The sequence below is a fragment of the Pyxidicoccus xibeiensis genome (genome assembly GCF_024198175.1).
Classification (GTDB): domain Bacteria; phylum Myxococcota; class Myxococcia; order Myxococcales; family Myxococcaceae; genus Myxococcus; species Myxococcus xibeiensis.
Map to the genome: position 1 here is coordinate 147959 of NZ_JAJVKV010000018.1, position 20671 is coordinate 168629.

The following is a 20671-nucleotide window of genomic DNA, read 5'->3' on the forward strand; positions in this document are numbered from 1 at the left end:
GGGAAGAGGGCTACAGGGGGATGTTGCCGTGCTTGCGCGGCAGGTTCTCCTGGCGCTTGTCCTTCAGCATCTCCAGCGCGCGGATGATGCGCGAGCGCGTGTCCTCGGGGCGGATGACCTCGTCGATGTAGCCGAGCTCGGCCGCCTTGAAGGGGTTGGCGAACTTCTCCCGGTACTCGGCCGTCAGCTTCGCGCGCTCGGCCGCGGCGTCCGGGGCCTTCTGCAGCTCGTTGCGGAAGATGATGTTCACCGCGCCCTCGGGGCCCATGACGGCGATTTCGGCGGTGGGCCAGGCGTAGTTGATGTCCGCGCGGATGTGCTTGGACGCCATGACGTCGTAGGCGCCGCCGTAGGCCTTGCGGGTGATGAGGGTGATTTTGGGGACGGTGGCCTCGGCGTAGGCGTACAGCAGCTTGGCGCCGTGGGTGATGATGCCGCCCCACTCCTGCGAGGTGCCGGGCAGGAAGCCGGGCACGTCCACGAAGGTGATGAGCGGGATGTTGAAGCAGTCGCAGAAGCGCACGAAGCGCGCGGCCTTCACGCTCGCGTCGATGTCCAGCACACCAGCCAGCACCGCGGGCTGGTTGGCGACGATGCCCACGCTGCGCCCGTTCATGCGCGCGAAGCCGACGACGATGTTCTTCGCGAACTGGTCCTGCACCTCGAAGAAGTGCTTGTTGTCGACGACGGCCTTGATGACTTCCTTGATGTCGTAGGGCTTGTTGGGGTTGCTCGGGACGATGTCCTTGAGCAGCGCCTCGGCCCGGAACGGGTCGTCGTCATTCGGCTGGACGGGCGGGTCCTCCTGGTTGTTGGAGGGCAGGAAGGACAAGAGCTCGCGCGTCATCAGGATCGCGGCCTGCTCGTTCTCCGCCGCGAAGTGCGCCACGCCGGACTTCTGGTTGTGGGTGAGCGCGCCGCCCAGCGCCTCCTTCGTCACCTCCTCGTGCGTCACCGTCTTGATGACGTCCGGGCCGGTGATGAACATGTAGGAGGTGTCCTTCACCATCATGATGAAGTCCGTAATCGCCGGCGAGTACACCGCGCCGCCCGCGCACGGGCCCATGATGAGCGAAATCTGGGGGACGACGCCGGACGCCAGCGTGTTGCGCAGGAAGATGTCCGCGTAGCCGGCGAGGCTCTCCACGCCCTCCTGGATGCGCGCGCCGCCCGAGTCGTTCAGCCCGATGACGGGCGCGCCCACGCGGGTGGCCATGTCCATGATCTTGCAGATCTTCTGGGCATAGGCGCCGGACAGCGAGCCGCCGAAGACGGTGAAGTCCTGGGCGAAGACGAAGACCTGGCGGCCCTCCACCGTGCCGTAGCCGGTGACGACGCCGTCGCCCAATATCTTCTTGTCGCCCATGCCGAAGTCGTGCGAGCGGTGGGTGACGAACTTGTCCAGCTCGCAGAAGGAGCCCGGGTCGAGCAGCAGGTCGATGCGCTCGCGGGCGGTGAGCTTGCCGGCCTCGTGCTGCTTGGCGATGCGGTCCGCGCCGCCGCCCAGCTCGGCCTGCTTCTCCATCTGCTGGAGTCGTGTGCGCAGGGGGTTCTCGGAGGTCTCGTCCATGGGCGCCCCTCTAGCACGATTGGGCGGGGTGCGCGCCTCCCGGAAGCACCGCCTCCACGGCGGCCAGGTCCAGGCCGTAGTGTTGACGCACCTCGGCCAGGGGGCGCTCCCACATCTGTCGCCAGGGCGCGCCGAAGAGGAGCCGGGCGCGCCGGCCCAGCAGCCATCCCCGGACGATGGCGCGCATGCGCACGTCCCGCTCGGAGAAGGCATAGAGGAGGGTGTTGGTCAGCCCCCCGGCGAGGATGCCCAGCGCGAAGGGGCTGCCCACCTGGGCCAGGCTGAAGGCCTGGATGCCCAGCTCTCCGGCCACGTCCGTGTGGAAGCCGGTGAGCACGTGCCAGATGTCGTGGGACTCCAGCATGTGGGCCCGCACGTACTCCTCGTCCGTGTGGGCCTCCAGGTAGGGCAGGGCGTCCGGGTCCAGGCCGTTCTCCACCAGGTGGTCCGCGAAGGCGCGGCCCAGGGTGCCCTCGGGGAGGGTGCGCAGCGACGCCAGGTGGAGCAGGCCCAGGCGCGGGCGTTCGATGAAGGCCTGGGCCGCGGGGGCGTGCTGCATCAGCCGCTCCACCAGCCGCCGCATGGCGATGGGGGGCGCCAGGACGCCGGCCAGGTCCAGGATGTCCTGGAGCTGCGTCGGGTCCCTGAGCACGCGCACCATCCGCCATGCCGTCCGCGCATACGCGACTGGGTTCGGCATGCCGCCTCCGGAGGAAGTCGTGGGGTGCCACAGGGTACGCGCGGGGGCCGGTGGGAGCGGGACGGGCGGGAGGCGCGGTGCTCGCGAGCGGACATCCCGAGCGCCCGGGAGCGGACACTCAGGGACCGGGCAGCCGAACGGGTCTCCCCCGGGCCCGTGCGCATCCGGTGTCAGGGACGGACGTTGAGACTCGGAGGGCCGCCATGCGCGCTGCGAAGGGTTCGTTGCAGGTGGGCTCGTTCCGCGGCATTCCCATCCGCGTCCACTTCACGCTGTTGCTCATCCTGCCGGTGCTGGCCTTCATGTTCGGCGGGGCCTTCCGAGAGGCGGCACGGATGGCGGAGGTGCCGCCGGAGCGGCTGCTCGGCTCGCCCGCACTGTGGGGGCTGGGTGTGGCGGTGGGCCTGTTCGCCTCGGTGCTGGTCCACGAGCTGGCGCACACCGTGTACGCGCTGTGGCGCGGCGGCCGGGTGCGCGCGATTACGCTGATGATGGTGGGCGGCGTGTCGGAGCTGACGGAGGCGCCACCCAGGCCGAAGGACGAGGCGCTGATGGCGCTGGTGGGGCCGCTCACCAGCATCTTCCTGGCCGTGGTGTTCGGCGGCGTGACAGTGCTGCTGCAGGACACGCGCTCGTTCAACCTCCAGTTCGCGTGCTTCTACCTGGCCAGCCTCAACATGTTCCTGGGCGTGTTCAACCTGCTGCCCGCCTTCCCCATGGATGGAGGGCGCATCGTCCGCGCGGCGCTGACGGGCCGGCTGGGGCCGGTGCGCGCGACGCGGGTGGCGTCGGGCCTGGGCCGGGGCATGGCGGTGCTCTTCGGGCTCTATGGCGCGCTGGTGCTCAACCCGTTCCTGGTGGTCATCGCGGTGTTCATCTACGCGGGCGCGGAGGGAGAGGCGCGGCAGGTGCGGATGAAGGCCACGCTGGAGCGCGTGCCGGTGTCGTTGCTGATGACGCCGGGGCTGGTGGGCGTGGACGTGGCGGCGTCGCTGTGGGAGGCGATGTGGGCGCTGCGGCGCGAGAAGAAGGTGGTGCTGCCGGTGACGGAGGGCGGCCGGCCCGTGGGCTGGCTGTGGCTGGAGCCGGTGCGCGAGGTGCCCGAAGAGGAGCGCGCCACCTTCACCCCGCGCGAGCTGATGCGCCCGGCGGCGGTGGTGGGCGTGGACGAGAACGCGTGGACCGCCCTGCGGCGCATGGCCGAGCACGAGGTGCCCCAGCTCGCCGTGGTGGCGGCGGATGGGACGCTGGCGGGCACCCTGGACCTGAGTGACGTGCAGCGCGGCCTGGCGCTGTACCAGGAGCGCACGGAGCGCAACGAGCGCGCGGCGCGGCGCGGCTGGCGGCAGGAGCGGCCGGCCTGAGAGCCGGAGCTACTTCGCCTCCGGCAGCAGCCACGTCATGGAGAAGCGGTGCGCGCCGCCGGGGGCGCTGTCCATCCACCCGGTGATGCGCTCGCTGCGCTCCAGCAGCGGGCCCAGCTCCGAGCTGACGGCGAAGAGGGCGGCGAGCTGCTCGTCGGCGAGCACGTCCGCCAGCGACACCTGGTCCAGCCCCCGCGCGAAGCGCTTCGGGTCCAGCGAGAAGTCCGCCGCGCGCTCCAGCTTCGCGCCCGTCTCCGGCAGCGCCGCCACCGTGGCCTGCGTCACCGCCTCGTCATTGCCCACCACCAGCTGCTTGCCCTTCAGCCGGACGAAGACGTTGCCGCCCTTCACCGCCAGCACCCAGCCGTCCGCGAGCGTCTTCGCGCCCGGGAAGTTGCCCAGCGGCGCCAGCGCGGACTTCACCGCCGCCGCGTCCGTCACCTCCGCGGCCAGCGCCTGGCGCACGGCGAAGAAGCGCGCCTCGGGGGCGCGCAGCGAGCCGCGCACCTGCACGTTGTCCATGTTCACCAGCATGTTGCCGGTGAGCTGCTTCGCCACCGTGTCCGCCACGGTGCGCACCTGCTCCTTCGGGCAGTCCGGGCACACCGCCTGGATGGTGGAGCGCAGCGAGCCCACCGCCTGCTGTACGCCCGCGGGCGTCACCGACACGCGCGAGAAGAGCATGCCCTCGGGTTTCATCGTCCCGTAGGGGCTGGTGCCGCGCGCCTGGAAGGGCGGCAGCGGCAGCTTCAGCGCGGTGCCCTCCACCTTCAGCGCGCTGCCCGAGCCATCCAGCCCCACCACCGTCCCGCCCGACGCGAGGTACGCCACGCCCGCCACCTTGCCCAGCCGCGCGTCCGCCGCGGGCGCCTTGCCCACCAGCTTCACCGACTCCTTGAGGAGCGCGCCGCCGCCCTCGTCGGTGGCGCCGAACGAGCACACCTCCTGCCCCTTCAGCGCGTAGCCCATGACGCCGCCCGCCGCGCGCTTCGCGCTCACCGACGTCACGCCCTTGGAAGTGGTGGGCTTCGCCTCCTCGCCACCGGCGGCCGTCATCGCCTCCGCCGCCTTCTCCTGGAAGACCTTCGTGTCCTTCACGCGCATGCAGGAGACGCGGCCATCCGCGCGCAGCGACACCGTGGCGGGGCCCGCCGGGTCCAGGCCGAAGGCGGAGAGCGACTCGGGCTTCGTGGGGTCCAGCACGAGGAAGGGGTGCAGCTCCGTGCGCCAGGCCGAGGGCCGCAGCAGCGCCGCGTGGGTGCCCGCACGCTCGAGGAAGGCCGTCAGCCCCGCCATGGCATCCAGCTTCGGGACATGGACGACAGTCTGGGCCGACGCGGCGGAGCGGGGGGCGGGAGTCGCGGCCAGGGTGGCCGCCAGGACGAGCGAGGAGAACATGCCCTCCGTGAGAACAGCCGGGCTCCGCCCCTGTCAAGGAAGACGCGCCAGCAGGGTGGCCCGGAGTGTCGGCCGTCCGAGAGAGGACTGTTGGCCCGCGCTACGGGAGCCAGCGGGGCGGCGCCAGTCCGCCCGGCCTGCCTCCCGGGGCATACGGCGGCGTGCGGCGCGGGGCCTGACGCCGGGGAGCGCCCGGGACGGCGGCTTGCAGCCGGACGCCCCGGGGGCCAATGGGCTTCGTGGAACGCGCCGGGACTTCACGGCGCGGCTGTCGTGGACGGGCTGCCCTCACCATTACCGCTCTCCTCACAGGGCACACCCGCTACCCGAGCTACAGGCGGCCGGCGTTGGCCCAATCAATCATCCGCCCCGCCAGCTCCTCGGCGTTGCGGCGCAGGTGCGCGAGCTGCAGCACCTGGTCATCCGTTCGCGCCAGCACCATGCGCAGCGCCACCGTGTCGGCGAAGCGCACCACCTGCGCGATGCTGATGCAGTCCCGGTCTTCCGCTGCTCCCGCGAAGCGCGCCAGCTCCGCGTCCACCATCAGCCCCTCCGCCACCAGCGCCTGCACCAGCGCGCCGCGTGACACCGGATTCTCGTACTCCTCCGGGTTGCGAAGCTGACGCTTCCACGGCTGTGCCTCCCACCGCGTTCGCGCGGGGTCCCGAGAGACCCTGTGCGTCATGGTCCGCGCGACTGGCGGGCGAGCTTCCCCCAAGCTCCAGACATTCATCTCCATCACTGCCCCCTCTCCACTACGGGGTCCGTCCACAGGCATGAGCGACATCGATGCATCTCCGTGAGTCCCAGCCTTCTGACCTCACGCATCTAATTACGGCCAGTCGCCGATTCCTTGACTCGCACCAAGGCGCCAATGGGTTGCGTGCGGGCGCCACCCCGCATCCGTTGACAGGGGGACGGGGGCCCGGGACAGTCCGCGCGCCATGTCCACCTACCCCACCTCACCCCGAGAGGCCTTCCACCTGCTGCGCGTGCTGTCGGAGGACCTGTCGCACGCGGAGCGTCGTCCCCGCGCACTGGCAGAGCTTCGCGCGCTGGCGGAGGCGGCCCGCAACCAGCCGGAGACGGCGCCGCTGCGGCTGGTGACGGTGACGGTGGCGGTGGGCGCGTCGCAGGAGCGGCTGGAGCTGCTGCTGCTGCCCTCCATCTTCGCTCCCGAGGCGTGGGCCTACACCTTCATGGAGGGCCTGCTGAGCGTGCCGCTGGACGAGTACGCAGGGAAGCGGCTCGTGGAGGTGGGCGCGGGCTCGGGCTGGATTTGCATCGCGCTGGCGAAGTTCACCCGGCTGGCGCAGGTGCACGGCGCGGACCTCAACCCACACTCGCCGGTGGTGGCGCGCTGCAACGCGTGGCTCAACGGGGATGAGGCGCTGGTGTCGCGGCTGTCCTTCGGGGAGAGCGACCTGTTGCGCGGCATACCTTCGGATGCCCCGTGGGACTTCGTGGTGGGCTGCATTCCCCAGGTCCTCCGGGGCGAGGAGCCGCCGGTGGAGCTGTCGCAGGCGGACGAGCAGGCGCTGTACGACCTGTCCAACTACACCACGCTGCAGAACGTCTATGAGGACCACTTCGGCCTGGGGCTCATCGCGCGGCTGCTGGACGAGGCCCCGGAGCGGCTGGCGCCGGGCGGGCGGCTCTTGCTCAACCTCGCGGGCCGGCCGGGGCGCCCCATCATCGAGCGCATGCTCACGCGGCGCGGCTTCACCACGCGGGTGCGGGTGGCGCGGCGGGTGATGCAGGCGGCGGACACGGACATCCGCCCGCTGGTGGCGCTGGAGCAGCGCACCGGCCGCGAGTTCGAGTTCTTCATGGAGGCGCGCAGCCCGGAGCCGCTGCGCGCGGCCACGGCGCTGGGGTGGCTGCAGGCGGGCCACCCGGTGTGGCACGAGGTGGCGGTGTGGGAGGCACACCTGGCGCGGCCTCGCGAGACGCTGGCCCTGCGCGCGGCGCTGCGAGAGCTGGGCGCGGCGTCGCTCCAGGAGGAGCTGGATCTGGGCGCGGCGTCGGGCGAGCAGCTCGGCTTCGTGGCGGAGCTGGCGGGACGGCTGGCGCGCGGGCCGCTGATGCCGTACGCGCACGAGGCGGGCGACGCGTCCTTCCGCGGCCGGGTGGTGCGCTACCTGGACCGGTACTTCGGGCTGCGGCTGGCGGAGCAGGAGCTGTTCGTCGCGCCCGAGCGCGAGCAGGCCGTGTACTCGCTGCTGATGGCCACGTGCGACGCGGGCGACGAGGTGCTGGTGTCGCGCAACCTGCATCCTTTATATGCGCGGGCGCTGGAGAAGGCGGGCGTGCGCGCCACGGTGACGCACACCACGCTGGAGGAGCTGCGCCGGCTCCTGACGGCCTTCGACGTGAAGATGGTGCTGCTCACGGTGGAGAAGAACGAGCGCACCAACCTGGCGGTGCTGCGCGACATCATCGCGGAGGCGGCGCGGCGCGGCATCTGGGTGGTGCTGGACGAGAGCGCCTTCTTCAACATCACCGGCGAGGTGGAGCCGCTCACGCTGTTCGAGTTCCTGGCGCGCGAGCCGTACTCGCCCAACCTGGTGGTGCTCTACGGCCTCATCAAGAACGCGGTGTGGCCGGACCTGGAGCTGACGCTGCTGCTCCCCGTGCCGGAGCCGCTGCGCGCGGACCTGGAAGTGGCCGCGGAGGTGACGTACTCGCGCATCAGCACGCTGGCGCAGTGGTTCTACGAGCGCACCTTCGCGGACCTGCTGTCGTTCCGCATCTCCTTCGCGGAAGCCGCGGCGCCCGCGTCACGGCGGGCCCCGGTGGTGGCGCTGCCCCGCTCGAAGCGAATCGCGCAGCTGGCCGGCTTCCCCGCCTTCGCGCCGAAGGTCTTCCACGAGGACGACGCGGAGCTGGTGCGGCTGGACTACGGGGAGAACGAGGGCCCGCTGCCCGCGCCGCTGGTGGAGGGGCTCATCGCCGCGGGCACCGCGCCGCGCGACTCGGGCACGCAGACGGGGCTGGCGGAGGCGGTGGCGGCCTTCCTGCTGGAGACGCGCGCCGCGCGCTACGCGCCCGAGGACCTGGTGGTAGCGCCCGGCGTGTGGCCCCTCATCCACCACCTGGGCGTGGCCCTGCGCCGGCGGCTGGGCCGCGCGCCCCGCGTCTTCCTCACCACGCCCTGCTACGGCGTGCTGCCGCCCACCTTCGTGTCCGCCGGGTGCGAGGTGGAGCAGGGCCCGCTGTCCGCGCTGCTCGCGCGGCGGGCCCAGGGGCTGGGCGCTCCGGACGCCGTCGTCGTGTCGCAGCCCTCCAACCCCACGGGCATCTACCTGTCCCACGAGGAGCTGGTGGCGCTGGCCACCTACGTGGTGGAGCAGCGCTGCCTGCTGGTGTCGGACGAAATCTTCGGGCTGGTCAACCTCACCAGCCCCACGGCGGAGACAGTGCCCAGCCCGGTGACGCTGGAGGGCGCGGTGCCTGGCGTGGGCGCGCGCACGGTGCTTTTGGGCGGGCTGTCCAAGGAGTTCGCCGCGGGCGGGCTGCGCGTGGGCTGGCTGGCCACGCGGGACAGGGCGCTGGCCTCGGCGGTGCGCGACAGCGGCCCGGGCGTGCTGCACCTCATGACGGCGCGCGCGGCGGCCTACCTGTATGCGGGCTATGCGCGCACGCCGGACGGCCAGCGCCTCTACCCGGCGCGGCACCGCGCGCTGCGCTCCTTCCTGACGAAGATGCGGCGCGAGCTGGCGGAGAAGCGCGAGCTGCTGGCGGAGGCGCTGCCCGGCGACGGGCGCTCGGATGCCGGTGACGCGGGAGGACTCTTCCTGGCGCCCCGCGTGTCGCCCTGGCTGGGCCGCCAGGTGGATGGCGAGACGCTCACGCCGGACAACCTGCCCCGCATCATCTATGAGCACACCCACGTGGTGCTCAATGGCGGACCCTGGTGCGGAGACCCGGAGCGGGTGCGCGCGGTGTTCTCCATTCCCCGTGAGAAGCTGCTCCAGGCGCGCGAGCGGCTGCTGGCCTTCGCCACGAAGCTGCGGGGTCCGGGCAACCCCTGACGCCGTTGCAAACCCGGCACGAAGCCTGTTCAGCCGGGGACAGTGACCCTGTCCCCCCGCTGGATTGGCGTGAATCTGAAAGCCCCGCATCGTAGGAAATCCCGGTGCCACGCTCAGGGCCGGGTTTGTGGCTCGACACATCCAAGCATCCGGGGGGATGCCATGCCGAATCTGCTCGACCTGCCTCGACAGGCGTTGATGGACCTGCGCTCACGCCTGAGCCACCTTCCACTGGTTTCACAGCTGCCGCTGCGCAACGTGGTGCCCGACAGCCTGCTGCTGTCCAGTCCCGCGCCGCAGGACCACGCGTTCGCGGACCCGGAGCGGGTCGACGCGTGGCAGAAGGCGTGTGAGCGCTACGTGCGGCCCGGGCAGGTGGTGATGGACGCGTGCAGCGGCTCGGGGCTGCGCACCTTCATGGCGGCCAGCCGCCACCCGAAGAAGCTGTATGCGGTGGACGGCACGCGGCTGCTGGACACGGCGCAGTGGGTGGCCCGGCGCAATGGCCTGGAGCACATCGACTTCGTGCGCGCGCACCCGTGGCAGTACCAGCCACAGGAGAAGGTGGACGTGCTGCTGCACGAGCTGCTGGGAGACGCCCTCTTCGACGCCGGGCTGGTGCCGAGGATGCTCGACTTGCGCACCCGGGTGCTGAAGCCGGGAGGCCGGATCCTCCCCAACCGCTTCGAGGTCTTCGTGGAGCCGGTGCAGCTGCGGGACGAGGCCTGCATCCCCTTCATCTGGAGCCAGCGCTTCCCCACGGTGGACTACAGCTGCCTGCAGACGCTGCGCGAGGCGATGAACCCGTCCTACTTCACGCGCGTCATCCGCTCGTACGAGGTGGACCACCTGCTATGCGACCCGGAGCCCGCCTTCGCCTTCGACCTGGAGTCCATGGCGGCGGATGGCCTGCCTCACCGCGTCCGCTACGAGCGGCCCGTGTCGGAGGAGGGGCGCGTGGACGGCTTCTGCCTCTTCTACAAGGTGGCCTTCGACGCCGAGCTGTCCTTCACCGTGTCGCCGCTGCGCGGACAGAACCACGCGGGCATGACGCTGTTGCGCGTGGACCCGCGCGAGTTCGAGCGCTTCGACACGCTGTCCTTCGAGCTGGAGCTGGCGGACCCCGCCGACGTGCGCACCTGGCGCTGGCAGTTCACCTGAGGGCAGAGCCCTCGGACGCAGTGCTAGCGGGTGGACAGCGGGGGAGGGCGGCACGCTTCCGGGAGGCTCCGGAAGCGAGGCGCCGTGGCTAGCTTGCGCCGCGGCATGTCCTCTTCGCGCTTCCTCTTCGTCCTGGGCCTGACGCTGTCCGCCGCGCTGCCGGCCGCAGCGCAGTCTTCCGAGCGCCCGCGCACCGTGGCCGGCGTGTGCGGTGCCACCAACTGGGTCTGCGTGGCCGAGTGCATCGACGCCGCGTGCGTGGACAAGTGCCTGCGCGAGGACTGCGAGAAGGCGCTGGACCGGCTCAAGGCGTGTACCCGGAAGGCGGGCTGCGCCCCGGAGGACACGCAGTGCTCGGCGCGTACGTGTGGCCAGACGTGCCAGCGCTCCTTCGAGCCGGCGCCTCCGAGCCCGGAGAAGGAGAAGATGGAGCCGTGCCAGGGCCTGCCCGAGTCGGCCGCGAAGCCTCCCGAGGAGCTGGTGGGGCTCTGGACGCTGGCGGCAGCCAGCCTCCCGGAGGAGGTGGACGGCGGGCCGGAGCGCATCGAGGCCGAGCCGCGCGCGGACTATGAGCGCACGCTCCAGATATCGCCCAATGGCTGCTTCGTGATGCGCACCACCCTGGAGGACGCGACGCTGGGGCAGGGCAACGGGCTGGTGGTGCGCGCCTGGGGCCTGGTGGAGGTGACGGGCAAGGACCGGCTGACGCTGCGCACGAAGGACGGCCAGGCGGTGGGCCCGGTGTGCGGCGACAAGCGCGTCATCCCGCTGTCGCGCAAGAAGCTGAAGTTCCGTGGCGGCGCCTACCGCTGGGACGTGGAGGATGGCGCGCTCACCCTGATGGTGGACGACGCCACCAAGCAGACCTTCCAGTTCGACCGCAGCCCACCGGAGCCCGAAAAGAAGTAAGCCGTGGCCAGCGCGCCGGAGCCGTTCGTCCCGCCGGCGCTACCGGGAGGAAGCTCCAGCGATGCGGGCGCACGAGCGGATGGCGAGCGTGGACGCGCTGTGGTTCCACATGGAGGAACCCGCGAATCTGATGATGATTACCGCCGTGCTCTGGTTCGAGGGCCGGCTGGACTTCGAGCGGCTCCAGGCGGTGGCCCGCGAGCGGCTGGTGGAGCGCTACCCGCGCTTCCGGCAGCGCGTGGTGCTGGGGCGGCTGGGGGCGCCCCACTGGGAGGATGCGCCGGACTTCGACCTGGACGCGCACCTGTCGCGCCTCACGGTGCCAGCGCCCGGGGACCGCGCCGCGCTGGAGACGCTGGTGGGGCAGTGGATGAGCACGCCCCTGGAGCGCTCACGGCCGCTGTGGCAGTTCCACGTGCTGGAGGGCGCGGCGGGCGGGGACGTGCTGCTGTGCCGGCTGCACCACTGCCTGGCGGATGGGATTGCGCTGGCGCGGGTACTGCTGACGCTCACGGACGCGCAAGGGGCGGAGGAGGGCGTGGCGCCGGAGCTGCGCGAGGAGCGGCGGGCCCCGGCGCCCGGGCTGGCGCGGTGGATGCGCGGCGCGCGGGTGGTGGCGGGGGCGGCGCGGGCGGCGGTGCGAAAGGGGGCGGAGCTGGCGGCGGAGCCCATCCTCGCGGGGGACCTGGTGCGGCAGGGGGCGCGGGGCGCGGCGGCGATGGCGAAGCTGCTGGTGATTCCGCAGGACCCGCGCACGCCGCTGCGGGGGCCGCTGGGGCCGGAGAAGCGCGCCGCGTGGTCGGACCCGGTGCCGCTGGAGCGGGTGAAGGCGGTGGGCCGCGTGCTGGGCGGCACGGTGAATGACGTGCTGCTGGCGGCGGTGACGGGGGCGCTGCGGCGGTATCTGGAGTCTCAGGGCGTGCCGCCGGAGGACCTGCACGCGCTGGTGCCGGTGAACCTGCGTCCGTTGGATGAGCCCGTGCCGCGCGAGCTGGGCAACCGCTTCGGCGTGGTGTTCCTGCGGCTGCCGGTGCACCTGGAGGAGCCCCAGCGGCGGTTGACGGAGCTGGCGCGGCGGATGGGCGAGGTGAAGCGCTCGCCGGAAGCGGTGCTGACGTTCGGCGCGCTGGAGGTGCTGGGGTACGCGCCCGCGGCGGTGGAGCGGGCGATGGTGGATGCGTTCGGATCCAAGGCCACGCTGGTGGCCACCAACGTGCCCGGCCCGCGCGAGGCGGTGTCGCTGGCGGGCACGCAGCTGGGCGGGCTCACGTTCTGGGTGCCCCAGGCGGGGCACCTCGGCCTGGGGGTGAGCCTCTTCAGCTACGCGGGGCAGGTGACGGTGGGCGTGGCGGCGGACGCGGGCCGGATGGCCGACCCGCATGCGCTCATCCGCGCGTTCCATGACGAGATGGACGCGCTGGCCGCCGCGGTGCCCGCTGCCGAGTGAGCCGGCTCACAGCAGCCCGTGCTCCTCCAGCTTGTTGTAGAGCGTGCGCCGGCTGATGCCGAGCAGCCGCGCCGCCAGCGTGCGGTTGTCGCCCGCGCGCTTCAGCGCGTCCGCCAGCGCCTGTCGCTCCATGCCCTTGCGCTGCGACTCCAGCGTGAGCCCCGCGTCCGCACCCGCGGGCTGCGCGCTCGGGAGGCTCGGGGCTCCAGCCGGCGCGGGCGCGGCGGGGGCAGGGGACAGGCCCGGCTGGCGTGCCAGCTCGCGCGTCACCTCGGCGCCGGTCAGCACCTGCCCGTCCGACAGCACCACCAGCCGCTCCAGGAAGTTCTGGAGCTGGCGCACGTTGCCCGGCCACGGCTGCGCCTGGAGCACCGCCAGGCCATCGTGGGTCAGCGTGAAGGGCGGCCGGCCGTTGGCCTTCGCGTGCACCTCCAGGAAGTGCCGGGCCAGCGGCTCGATGTCCTCCGGGCGCGCGCGCAGCGGGGGCAGTTCCACCGGCACCACGTTGAGCCGGTAGAAGAGGTCCTCGCGGAAGCGGCCCGCCTTCACCAGCTCCTCCAGCGGCTGGTGCGTGGCCGCCACGAAGCGCACGTCCACCTTGACCGACTGCGTGCCGCCCAGTCGCTCCAGCTCGCGCTCCTGAATCACGCGCAGCAGCTTCACCTGCATGGAGAGGGGAATGTCGCCCACCTCGTCCAGGAACAGCGTGCCGCCGTTCGCCAGCTCCACGCGCCCGGGCTTGCGGTTGGCCGCGCCCGTGAAGGCGCCCTTCTCGTAGCCGAACAGCTCGCTCTCCAGCAGCGTGTCCGGCAGCGCCGCGCAGTGCAGCTTCACGAAGGGCCCCGTGCGCCTCGGGCTGCCGTCATGCACCGCCTTCGCGGCCAGCTCCTTGCCCGTGCCGGACTCGCCGCGCAGCAGCACCGTGGCGGTGCCCGTGGCCGCCTTCGCCAGCATCGTCTGCACGTCCGCCATGGCCCGGCTGCTCCCGATGAAGGGGCTCGGCGCCCGGAGCGGCTCGCGCGCCGTGTCGTCGTGCGCGCGCAGCAGCGCCTTGCGGACGGTGAAGAGGATCTCCTCCCGGTCGAACGGCTTGAGCACGAAGTCCGCCGCGCCCGCCCGCATCGCCTCCACCGCCAGCGGCACCGTGCCGTGCGCGGTGAGCAGGATGACGGGCACGTCCGGCCAGCCCCGCGCCACCTCCGTCAGCAGCTGCATGCCGTCCATGCCCGGCATGCGCACGTCGCTCACCACGACGTCGATGGGCTTGCGCCCCAGCAGCGACAGCGCCTCCTGCCCGTCCCGGGCCACATGCGCCGTCAGCCCCGCCTGCGTCAGCAACGCCCCCAGCACCTTGGCCACCGCCGGGTCGTCATCCACCAGCAGCACGTTTCCCTTCAATGGCTCGCTCACGCGGCCTCTCCTTCCGCCCCGCTCGATTCACGCCTGGGTCCCGCCGGCAGGCGCAGGCGGACCACCGTACCGTGACCCTCCCGGCTTGTCAGGACCACCTCGCCACCGTGCGCCTCCACCACCCGCCGGACGAACGCCAGCCCCAGCCCGCTGCCCGTCGCCTTGGTGGTGAAGAAGTCGTCGAAGGCGCGCTCGCGGGTGCGCGCGTCCATGCCCTCGCCGGTGTCCTCCACCTCCATCGCCACGCCCGCGCCGTCCCGCAGCGTCCGCACGGTCAGGGTGCCTCCACCGGGCATCGCCTCGCAGGCGTTGCGCACCAGGTTCTCCAGCGCGTTGGCCAGCAGGTCCTCGTCCCCGGCGCACGGCGGCAGGCCCGGTGTCAGCTCGCGGACGATGGCCACCTGTCCGGGGCTGGCGAAGGCCTGCAGCGACAGCACGCCCTCCACCAGCCGGCCCAGGTCCACCGGCCGGGGCAGCGGCTCCACGCGCGCCAGCCGCTGGTAGGTGTCCACCACCCGGTCCAGCCGCTCCACCTGCTCCAGCAGCAGGTCCAGGAACTCGCCGTGCCCGTCCCAGGACTGGCCGCGCGCGTGCTCCTCCTTGAGGTACTGCGCGGCGCCCTTCATCGCGGCGATGGGGTTCTTCAAGTCGTGCGCCATCTGCGCGGAGAAGCGGCCCAGGGTGGCCAGCCGCTCCATGCGCTCGTTCCGCGTGACGAAGGCGGTGACGCCCCGGCGCGTGGCGGCCAGCAGGGCGAACGTCACCGCCGTGGTGCACACCACCAGGATGCCGGCCTGCGCGGCGAAGAGGCGGAAGACGGCGAGGTATGCCAGCACGCCCACGGCCGCCACGCCCGCCGCGTGCAGCGCCATGCGCGGGGCTCCCCCGTCGCTGCCGAACAGCCCGAAGCGCAGCGCCACCGTGGCCATCACCGGCAGGCCCAGCAGCGTGCCCAGGTTGCCCAGGCGCACCACCTCGAGCCCCAGCTCCGCGAACAGCTCCGTCAGGAGCAGCGCCACCAGCAGCGTCAACCCCAGCAGCACCAGCCCCGCGCGGGCACGCTCGTCCGGGTGCTGCGCGCGGCGCAGGTGCAGCACCAGCAGCGCGAAGCCCCAGCCCAGCGGCGGCGCCACCAGCGCCGTCACCGTGAGGCCGAAGCGGAGCGTCAGCAGGCGCTCCTCCAGCGTGGGCGCCCCCAGCGCGGCCAGCATCGCCATGGCCAGCGCGCAGAAGACGGCGTAGGTGCCGAACATGACCGACGCCGAGCGCCGCCGCCGCCCTACGAAGGCCAGGATGAAGTGCAGCGTGCACGGCACCGTCATCATCCCCGCGGCGAAGCCCACCAGCTTCCAGCCCGCCTCGTCCGAGCGCGCCAGCGCGAAGCCGGAGAAGTTCCACGTGGACAGGGTGATGGACAGCAGCGACACCGGCAGCGCCAGCGGGCTGCGGCCCACCCGCGCGAGCGCCAGCCCCGCCAGGGCCAGCTGCCCCACGCAGGCCAGCAGGCTGACCCACGTCCCCCCCGTCATGCGGCGCTCCCACGCAGGTTGGCGAGGGCCCTGGACAGGCCGGCCCCCAGACGCGTGCGGTGGCTCATGCCGCGGGCCGGAAGTCGTCGATGTAGCTGGTGTGCGAGACGAGCCCGGAGGCCTCGCTCCAGAGGTGCAGCTGGCAGGCGGGGGGCTCGGGCACGAGGGCGAGGCGGCCGGGCAGCCCCAGGTCGAGCGCCACCTGGTGCATGGTGCTCGGGCAGGTGCTGGCCACCGTCCCCGCGAAGCGCTTCACGATGGGGCGGTGCAGGTGCCCGCAGAGCACGCGCTCGACCTGCGGATGGCGGGCAATCACCGCCGCCAGCGCGTCCGAGCCCTCCAGTCCCATCATGTCCGCGCGGTGGATGCCGGTGGCGAACGGCGGGTGATGCATGAACACGAGCGTCGGCCGTCCGGGCGCCTCGGCCAGGCGCGCCTCGAGCCACGCCAGCCGCTCAGCGCACAGCCGTCCTCCCGGCTCGCCGGGCACGTGGGTGTCGAGGCCGATGAGCCGCAGCGGGCCCAGCTCCACCGCGTAGTGGAGGAAGCCCTGCGCGGGCAGGTAGCCCTGGTGGGCGAAGGCGGCGCGCAGGTGCTCCCGGTCGTCGTGATTGCCCGGGATGACGTACCAGGGCATGGGCAGTGGCTTCAGGAGGGCCGCGAGTCGCGCGTACTCCTCGGGGAGCCCGTCGTTGACGAGGTCCCCCGTACACAGCACCGCGTCCGGACGCGGCTCCATCCGGATGAGGTGCTGCACCGCGCGCTCCAGCCGGGCAGCACTGTCGAACCGGCGGTCCATGTCCGCGCCGGCAACACCGATGTGGAAGTCGGAAATCTGGGCAAGGAGCACGGCGGAAGGCTACCAGCATCCGCCCGGGGACGGGGCTCTCCGCCCTCCCTCGCGAGGGACGGCCGACCGGCCTACAGCATGCCCAGCCGGCGCGCGTAGGCCAGGTTCACCGCCGCGGCCTCCCAGCGGCGCACAGCCTGGTCGCGCTCGGCCTCGGGCGCGTCCGCGTAGTAGCCGAGCGTGTCGTTGAGGGCGCGGCTGAGCTCCTCAATCGCCGCCAGCCGCACGTCCAGCTCACGGTGGCGCAGGGCGGTGATGAGCCAGTCGGCGCGGCGGCGGCTGCGGTTCTCCGCCCACCACGTGGCCCACTGGCGCGGGCTGAGGCCGAAGGTGGCGCGCGTCACCTCGCGCAGCGCCTCCGAGGCGGCCTGGGCGCACATCTCGTCGTCGCTGCCGGTGAGGGCGATGAGGCCTTCGATGGCCTCCCGGTCATGCAGCATGCCCAGGGCACGCGCGGCCAGCGAGCGGCGCAGCGCGTCCTTGCTATTCAGCTCCTGGCGCAAGTCGCGCAGGGCAGCGTCCAGCCGGGGGAGCTGCTTGAGGGCGGAGGCAGCCACGCGCGCGGCGCTGGAGATGTCCGGCTCCAGGTCGAACAGGCCGCGCAGCACGCCGTCCACCAGCTCCACGTAGGGCAGGTTGCCGGCGGTGAGCAGCGCGAAGTAGCGCGTGTCCGGGTCGTGTGAGTCCAGCAGCGGCGCCAGGGCGTGCGCGGCGGGACGGCCCAGCCGGGAGAGCGCGCCGGGGATGGGGCCCAGCTCGTCCGCCTCGGGCAGCTCCACCACGGGCAGGCGGCTCCATGCGGTGGGGCCGGGGAAGTGCTGCGCCAGCACGCGGGCGCTGGCCTCGGGGGAGCGCGCCAGCTCCGCCATGGCGTTGGAGCGCTGCGCGGCGTCCGGGCCGGTGAGGCGCCGGAGCAGCGGCGCGAAGTCAGGCGGCGGGCGCTCCTCTTGAGACTGCGCGCGCGGCGGCAGCGCGGCGGCGCGGCCCATGTTGCCCGAGGCGCCCCGGCCGAAGAAGGGGCTCCACCCCAGGCCCGCCACCACCGCGGGCGCGGGGGCCGGCACGGCGGCGACCGGCACGTCCACGTCGATGGTGAGCTCGGGCTCCTCCGGCGCGCGCAGCTCCGACACGCGCTGCTTGCGGAAGAGGATGAGCTCCTGGAAGGCCGCCGGCAGGTCCTGGCAGAACAGGATGAAGTCGGACAGGCGGCGCTGGCTGATGGGCTTCTGCCCGCAGTCGCCGTAGAGGATGGCCACCAGCCGGCCCTTCACCTCCACCGGGTACAGGAAGATGGTGCGCGGCGTCTGCCGACCGAACAGCTCCAGGTAGTGCCGGGTGAGCGCGTCCGGAGGCAGCGGGCCCGCGTAGCTGCCGCGCGTGACGGCCACCGTGCGGAAGACGCTGCTCGCGTCGAGCGGGACGGACACCGCGGCGAGCGGCTCACCCATCATGCCCTCGCCACGCGCCTCCAGGCCCTGCGCCGCACCGCGCACCACGGCGAAGGAGGCCACGTAGTCGAACGTGCGGCGACCGAAGCGCAGCGCGACGTCGATGAGCCTGTCCCGGTCCTTGGTGGCGTCCTTCAGCGCGGCGCGTGCCTGGGCCAGCGTCCAGTCCGGCACGTCCTGGCCCGTGGGCGCCTGTGACGGACGGGGCTCGGGCGCGGTGGGCTCGGAGGCGCGCGGACGGGTCGGGGCGCCGGGGTTGGGGAAGATGAGGAACGCGGGCTCGCCGCCGCGCGCGGGCGGGGCCGGCGGCGGGAGGTCCGACTTCGGCGACAGCGGCGAGCCGAAGCGCAGCGTGGGCGGGTTGGGCGCGCCGGAGGGCTGCGCGGGCGCGGGCGGCCACACCTGCGGCGTGCCGGAGGTGGCGCTCACCGCGTTGGGCTGCGCGGACGCGGGCGGCCACACCTGCGGCGTGCCCGGGGCGGCCGGCGGGGTGGGGCGCTGGGAGGGGGCTGTGCCGTTCTGAGGCACCGGCGCAGGGCTCGCGGCGGACGGCGTCGCGGTCGGCTGTGCCGTCAGCGTGGGCGGCGCGGCGGGCGCCGTGGTGGGGCGAGCGGCGGGCTGAGGCGTCGCGCTCGGGGGCGAAGAGGGCACGGGCCGCGCCGCGGCGCCTGCGGCGGGCTGCGGTGCGGTGCCCACGGACGGAGGCGCGGTGGTGCCGATGCCCGGAGGCGTGACGGGCCGCGCAGCGGGACCTGCGCCCGTGGCGGACTGCGGTGCGGTGCCTGCGCCCGGAGCGGCGTGCGGTGCGGCGCCTGCGCCCGTAGCGGCCTGTGATGCGGTGCCTGCGCCCGTGGCGGGCTGTGATGCGGTGCCTGCGCCCGGAGGCGTCACGGGCCTCGCAGCGGTGCCAGCGCCCGTGGCGGCTTGGGGCGCCGTGGTCGGAGTCGAAGCCGTGACGGGCCGAGCCGCCTGCGGGGCACCGGCAGCGGGCTGGGGCGCCGTGGTCGGAGTCGAAGCCGTGACAGGCCGAGCCGCCTGCGGGGCACCGGCGGCCTGCGGCGCCGTGGTGGGGGCCGGGAACTGCCGCACCTGCGCGGGCTGCTGCGGCGCCGGCGCGGCGTCCTCCTTCGGCATGTTCAGCCGAAGCGGCGCCCGCACGAAGGCCGGCGGGGACGGAGGCGTGGCGTCCGGAGGAGGCGGCGGAGGCGGTCGCTGGGCCTCTCGCACGGCGGGCTCGGGGCGCTGGGGCGCGGCGGGCTCGCGCGGGGCAGACCTCACCTCGGAGGGCAGCGGCTCCTGCGCCACGGAGCGCGCCAGGCGCTCCACCATGTCCGCCGTGAGCGAGTCCTCCGGCGGAGGGGGAGGAGGCGGTGTGGCCGGGAGCGCCGCCTGGCGCTCGGGGTCGAGCGAGGCCGCCAGCTGGGAGAAGCGCGGGGACAGCGGCTGGCGGTAGATGGTCGACACCCACTCGCGGATGCGCACCTCCAGCGCCACCCACAGCTCCAGCGGCCGGCCGAGGAGGAAGCCCACCTCGTCGAGCTCCTTCTTCGGCACCGGGTAGCCGCAGGCCACGTGCAGCGTGTTGCCGTCCAGGGACAGCGGCACCACGCACAGGCGCTCGGCGATTTTCGGCGGGATGAAGGAAGCGACTTCGGCGTTGGGCTCGAAGTCCATCAGGTTCACCGGCCGGAAGCCGGAGACCTCGCCGAGCAGCGCGAGCACGTCCGCCTCACCGGCGATGCGCTGCTCCAGCAAGACGGTGTCCACATGCCCGCCCTGGGCCTGGTGCTGGCGCAGCACCTCCCCCGCCTTCTCCTGTGTGAGAAGCATGCGCGAGACGAGGAGCTGGGCGAGGCGGGCGGGCATGTAGGGCGCGGCATCTTACGGCCGCGGCCGCAAGGCACAATGAGACGGAGGGTCAGCTCGGTTGAACGACGAAGGTGGACGTCAGCTTGTCATGCAGCGTCTGACCGCGCCTGTCGAAAAGCGCCATCCAGAAACCACCGAGGAAGAAGACGAAGGATACGCTGGCCAGCAGCGCGCGCACGATGGCGCGACCCGGCGCCGGGGCCAGACCATGCGTGTCCACGAGCCTCAGCCCGAGGAGCAGCCGGCCAAGCGTGCGACCGTTCCAGAGGAAGGCCGCCACCGCGCAGTACACGAGCGCCAGGACCAGTACCAGGAAAAAGCCGGGCAGCAGGACGGTATGGAGCGCGCGCAGCCAGGCCACGAAGGCATCCAGGCCCACCAGCCCTGCCTCGGGCGCCTTCGTCCCCGTCACCGACGAGGCGAGGGTGATGTAGAGCGCGGCCACGCCGGCAATCGCCGCCGTGTCGATGGAGAAGGACAGCAGCCGCCGCCACAGCGAGGCCGGACGCGCGCGCACCTCCGCCACGCCGGACGCGTTCTTCGCGGCGGGAGTCGGGCCCTTGCTGTTCTCCGCGCGAGCCACGACAGGCGCGGGAGCCGGGGGCCGGGACTCCATCCGGGGCAGCCCCGGAGCCGCGGCCTCCATGACGGGCAGGCCCGCCGACGGAGCCGGAGCCACCGGCGCGGTGGTCTCCATGCGCGGCAGGCCCGGCGCGGGAGCCGGGGCCACCGGTGCGGCGGTCTCCATCCGGGGCAGGCCGGAGGAAGGCGCGGCGACGCCGGGCAGCGGCGCGCGGGGCGCCGAGGCGGTGGGCGTGCCATAGGCGGGAGTCATCGGCGAGCCCGCGGGAGGCTGCGCGGCCGGCCCCTGCGGCTGGGCGGCGCGGGGCGCGGCCACGGGAGGCTGCGCGGCCTGCGGCTGGGCGGCGCGGGGCACGGGGGCCACCGGAGGCGGCGCATTCGCGGCGCGGGGGGCGGCCAC

General features: G+C 73.2%; 14 protein-coding genes. 5 read left to right on the forward strand and 9 right to left on the reverse strand.

Translation table 11 applies throughout. From position 1 onward, the window contains the following. Positions 1 to 10: 10 nt before the first annotated feature. Together LXT23_RS43810 and LXT23_RS43815 are read right to left on the reverse strand one after the other, a co-directional pair. Complete coding sequence (locus LXT23_RS43810; RefSeq protein WP_253986464.1) at positions 11 to 1570, reverse strand: acyl-CoA carboxylase subunit beta; 1560 nt, start codon at positions 1568 to 1570, stop codon at positions 11 to 13. 10 nt (positions 1571 to 1580) lie between these two features. Further along, positions 1581 to 2270 (reverse strand): Coq4 family protein, encoded by a 690-nt coding sequence (locus tag LXT23_RS43815; RefSeq protein ID WP_253986465.1) that lies wholly within the window; start codon positions 2268 to 2270, stop codon positions 1581 to 1583. 203 nt (positions 2271 to 2473) lie between these two features. Between LXT23_RS43815 and LXT23_RS43820 the strand changes: the two genes are divergently transcribed. Beyond that, on the forward strand, positions 2474 to 3634 hold the full coding sequence (locus LXT23_RS43820) for a site-2 protease family protein (protein WP_253986466.1): 1161 nt from the start codon (positions 2474 to 2476) through the stop codon (positions 3632 to 3634). Between the two features lie 9 nt (positions 3635 to 3643). Here the strand turns inward: LXT23_RS43820 and LXT23_RS43825 are convergent, their stop codons facing one another. Continuing rightward, positions 3644 to 5032, reverse strand: coding sequence for a hypothetical protein (locus LXT23_RS43825; protein WP_253986467.1), 1389 nt, complete (start codon positions 5030 to 5032; stop codon positions 3644 to 3646). A gap of 331 nt (positions 5033 to 5363) precedes the next feature. Further along, positions 5364 to 5717 (reverse strand): hypothetical protein, encoded by a 354-nt coding sequence (locus LXT23_RS43830; RefSeq protein WP_253986468.1) that lies wholly within the window; start codon positions 5715 to 5717, stop codon positions 5364 to 5366. Between the two features lie 259 nt (positions 5718 to 5976). On the opposite strand from LXT23_RS43830, the gene LXT23_RS43835 reads away from it, so the two are divergent. The 4 genes from LXT23_RS43835 (at position 5977) to LXT23_RS43850 (ending at position 12583) form a co-directional block, all read left to right on the forward strand. Next, entirely contained in the window at positions 5977 to 9066 is a 3090-nt protein-coding gene (locus LXT23_RS43835) for an aminotransferase class I/II-fold pyridoxal phosphate-dependent enzyme (protein WP_253986469.1), read from the forward strand. Positions 9067 to 9228: 162 nt separating this feature from the next. Then, positions 9229 to 10227: a class I SAM-dependent methyltransferase gene (locus LXT23_RS43840; RefSeq protein ID WP_253986470.1), complete on the forward strand. Its 999-nt coding sequence runs from the start codon at positions 9229 to 9231 to the stop codon at positions 10225 to 10227. A 93-nt stretch (positions 10228 to 10320) separates the two neighbouring features. Next, complete coding sequence (locus LXT23_RS43845; RefSeq protein ID WP_407692955.1) at positions 10321 to 11136, forward strand: hypothetical protein; 816 nt, start codon at positions 10321 to 10323, stop codon at positions 11134 to 11136. Positions 11137 to 11197: 61 nt separating this feature from the next. After that, positions 11198 to 12583, forward strand: coding sequence for a WS/DGAT/MGAT family O-acyltransferase (locus LXT23_RS43850; protein WP_253986471.1), 1386 nt, complete (start codon positions 11198 to 11200; stop codon positions 12581 to 12583). 6 nt (positions 12584 to 12589) lie between these two features. On the opposite strand, the gene LXT23_RS43855 is transcribed toward LXT23_RS43850, so the two are convergent. The 5 genes from LXT23_RS43855 to LXT23_RS43875 form a co-directional block, all read right to left on the reverse strand. Then, entirely contained in the window at positions 12590 to 13993 is a 1404-nt protein-coding gene (locus LXT23_RS43855) for a sigma-54-dependent transcriptional regulator (RefSeq protein WP_253986472.1), read from the reverse strand. Continuing rightward, complete coding sequence (locus tag LXT23_RS43860) at positions 13990 to 15522, reverse strand: sensor histidine kinase (RefSeq protein WP_253986473.1); 1533 nt, start codon at positions 15520 to 15522, stop codon at positions 13990 to 13992. The genes LXT23_RS43855 and LXT23_RS43860 overlap by 4 nt, the downstream gene beginning before the upstream one ends. A 64-nt stretch (positions 15523 to 15586) precedes the next feature. Continuing rightward, a complete protein-coding gene (locus LXT23_RS43865) occupies positions 15587 to 16372 on the reverse strand; it encodes a phosphodiesterase (RefSeq protein WP_253986474.1) in 786 nt (261 codons plus the stop codon). Between the two features lie 71 nt (positions 16373 to 16443). Next, a complete protein-coding gene (locus LXT23_RS43870) occupies positions 16444 to 19686 on the reverse strand; it encodes a GspE/PulE/PilB domain-containing protein (RefSeq protein WP_253986475.1) in 3243 nt (1080 codons plus the stop codon). 52 nt (positions 19687 to 19738) lie between these two features. Continuing rightward, on the reverse strand, positions 19739 to 20671 hold a 933-nt coding region (locus LXT23_RS43875; RefSeq protein WP_256561748.1), incomplete at its 5' end, for an RDD family protein.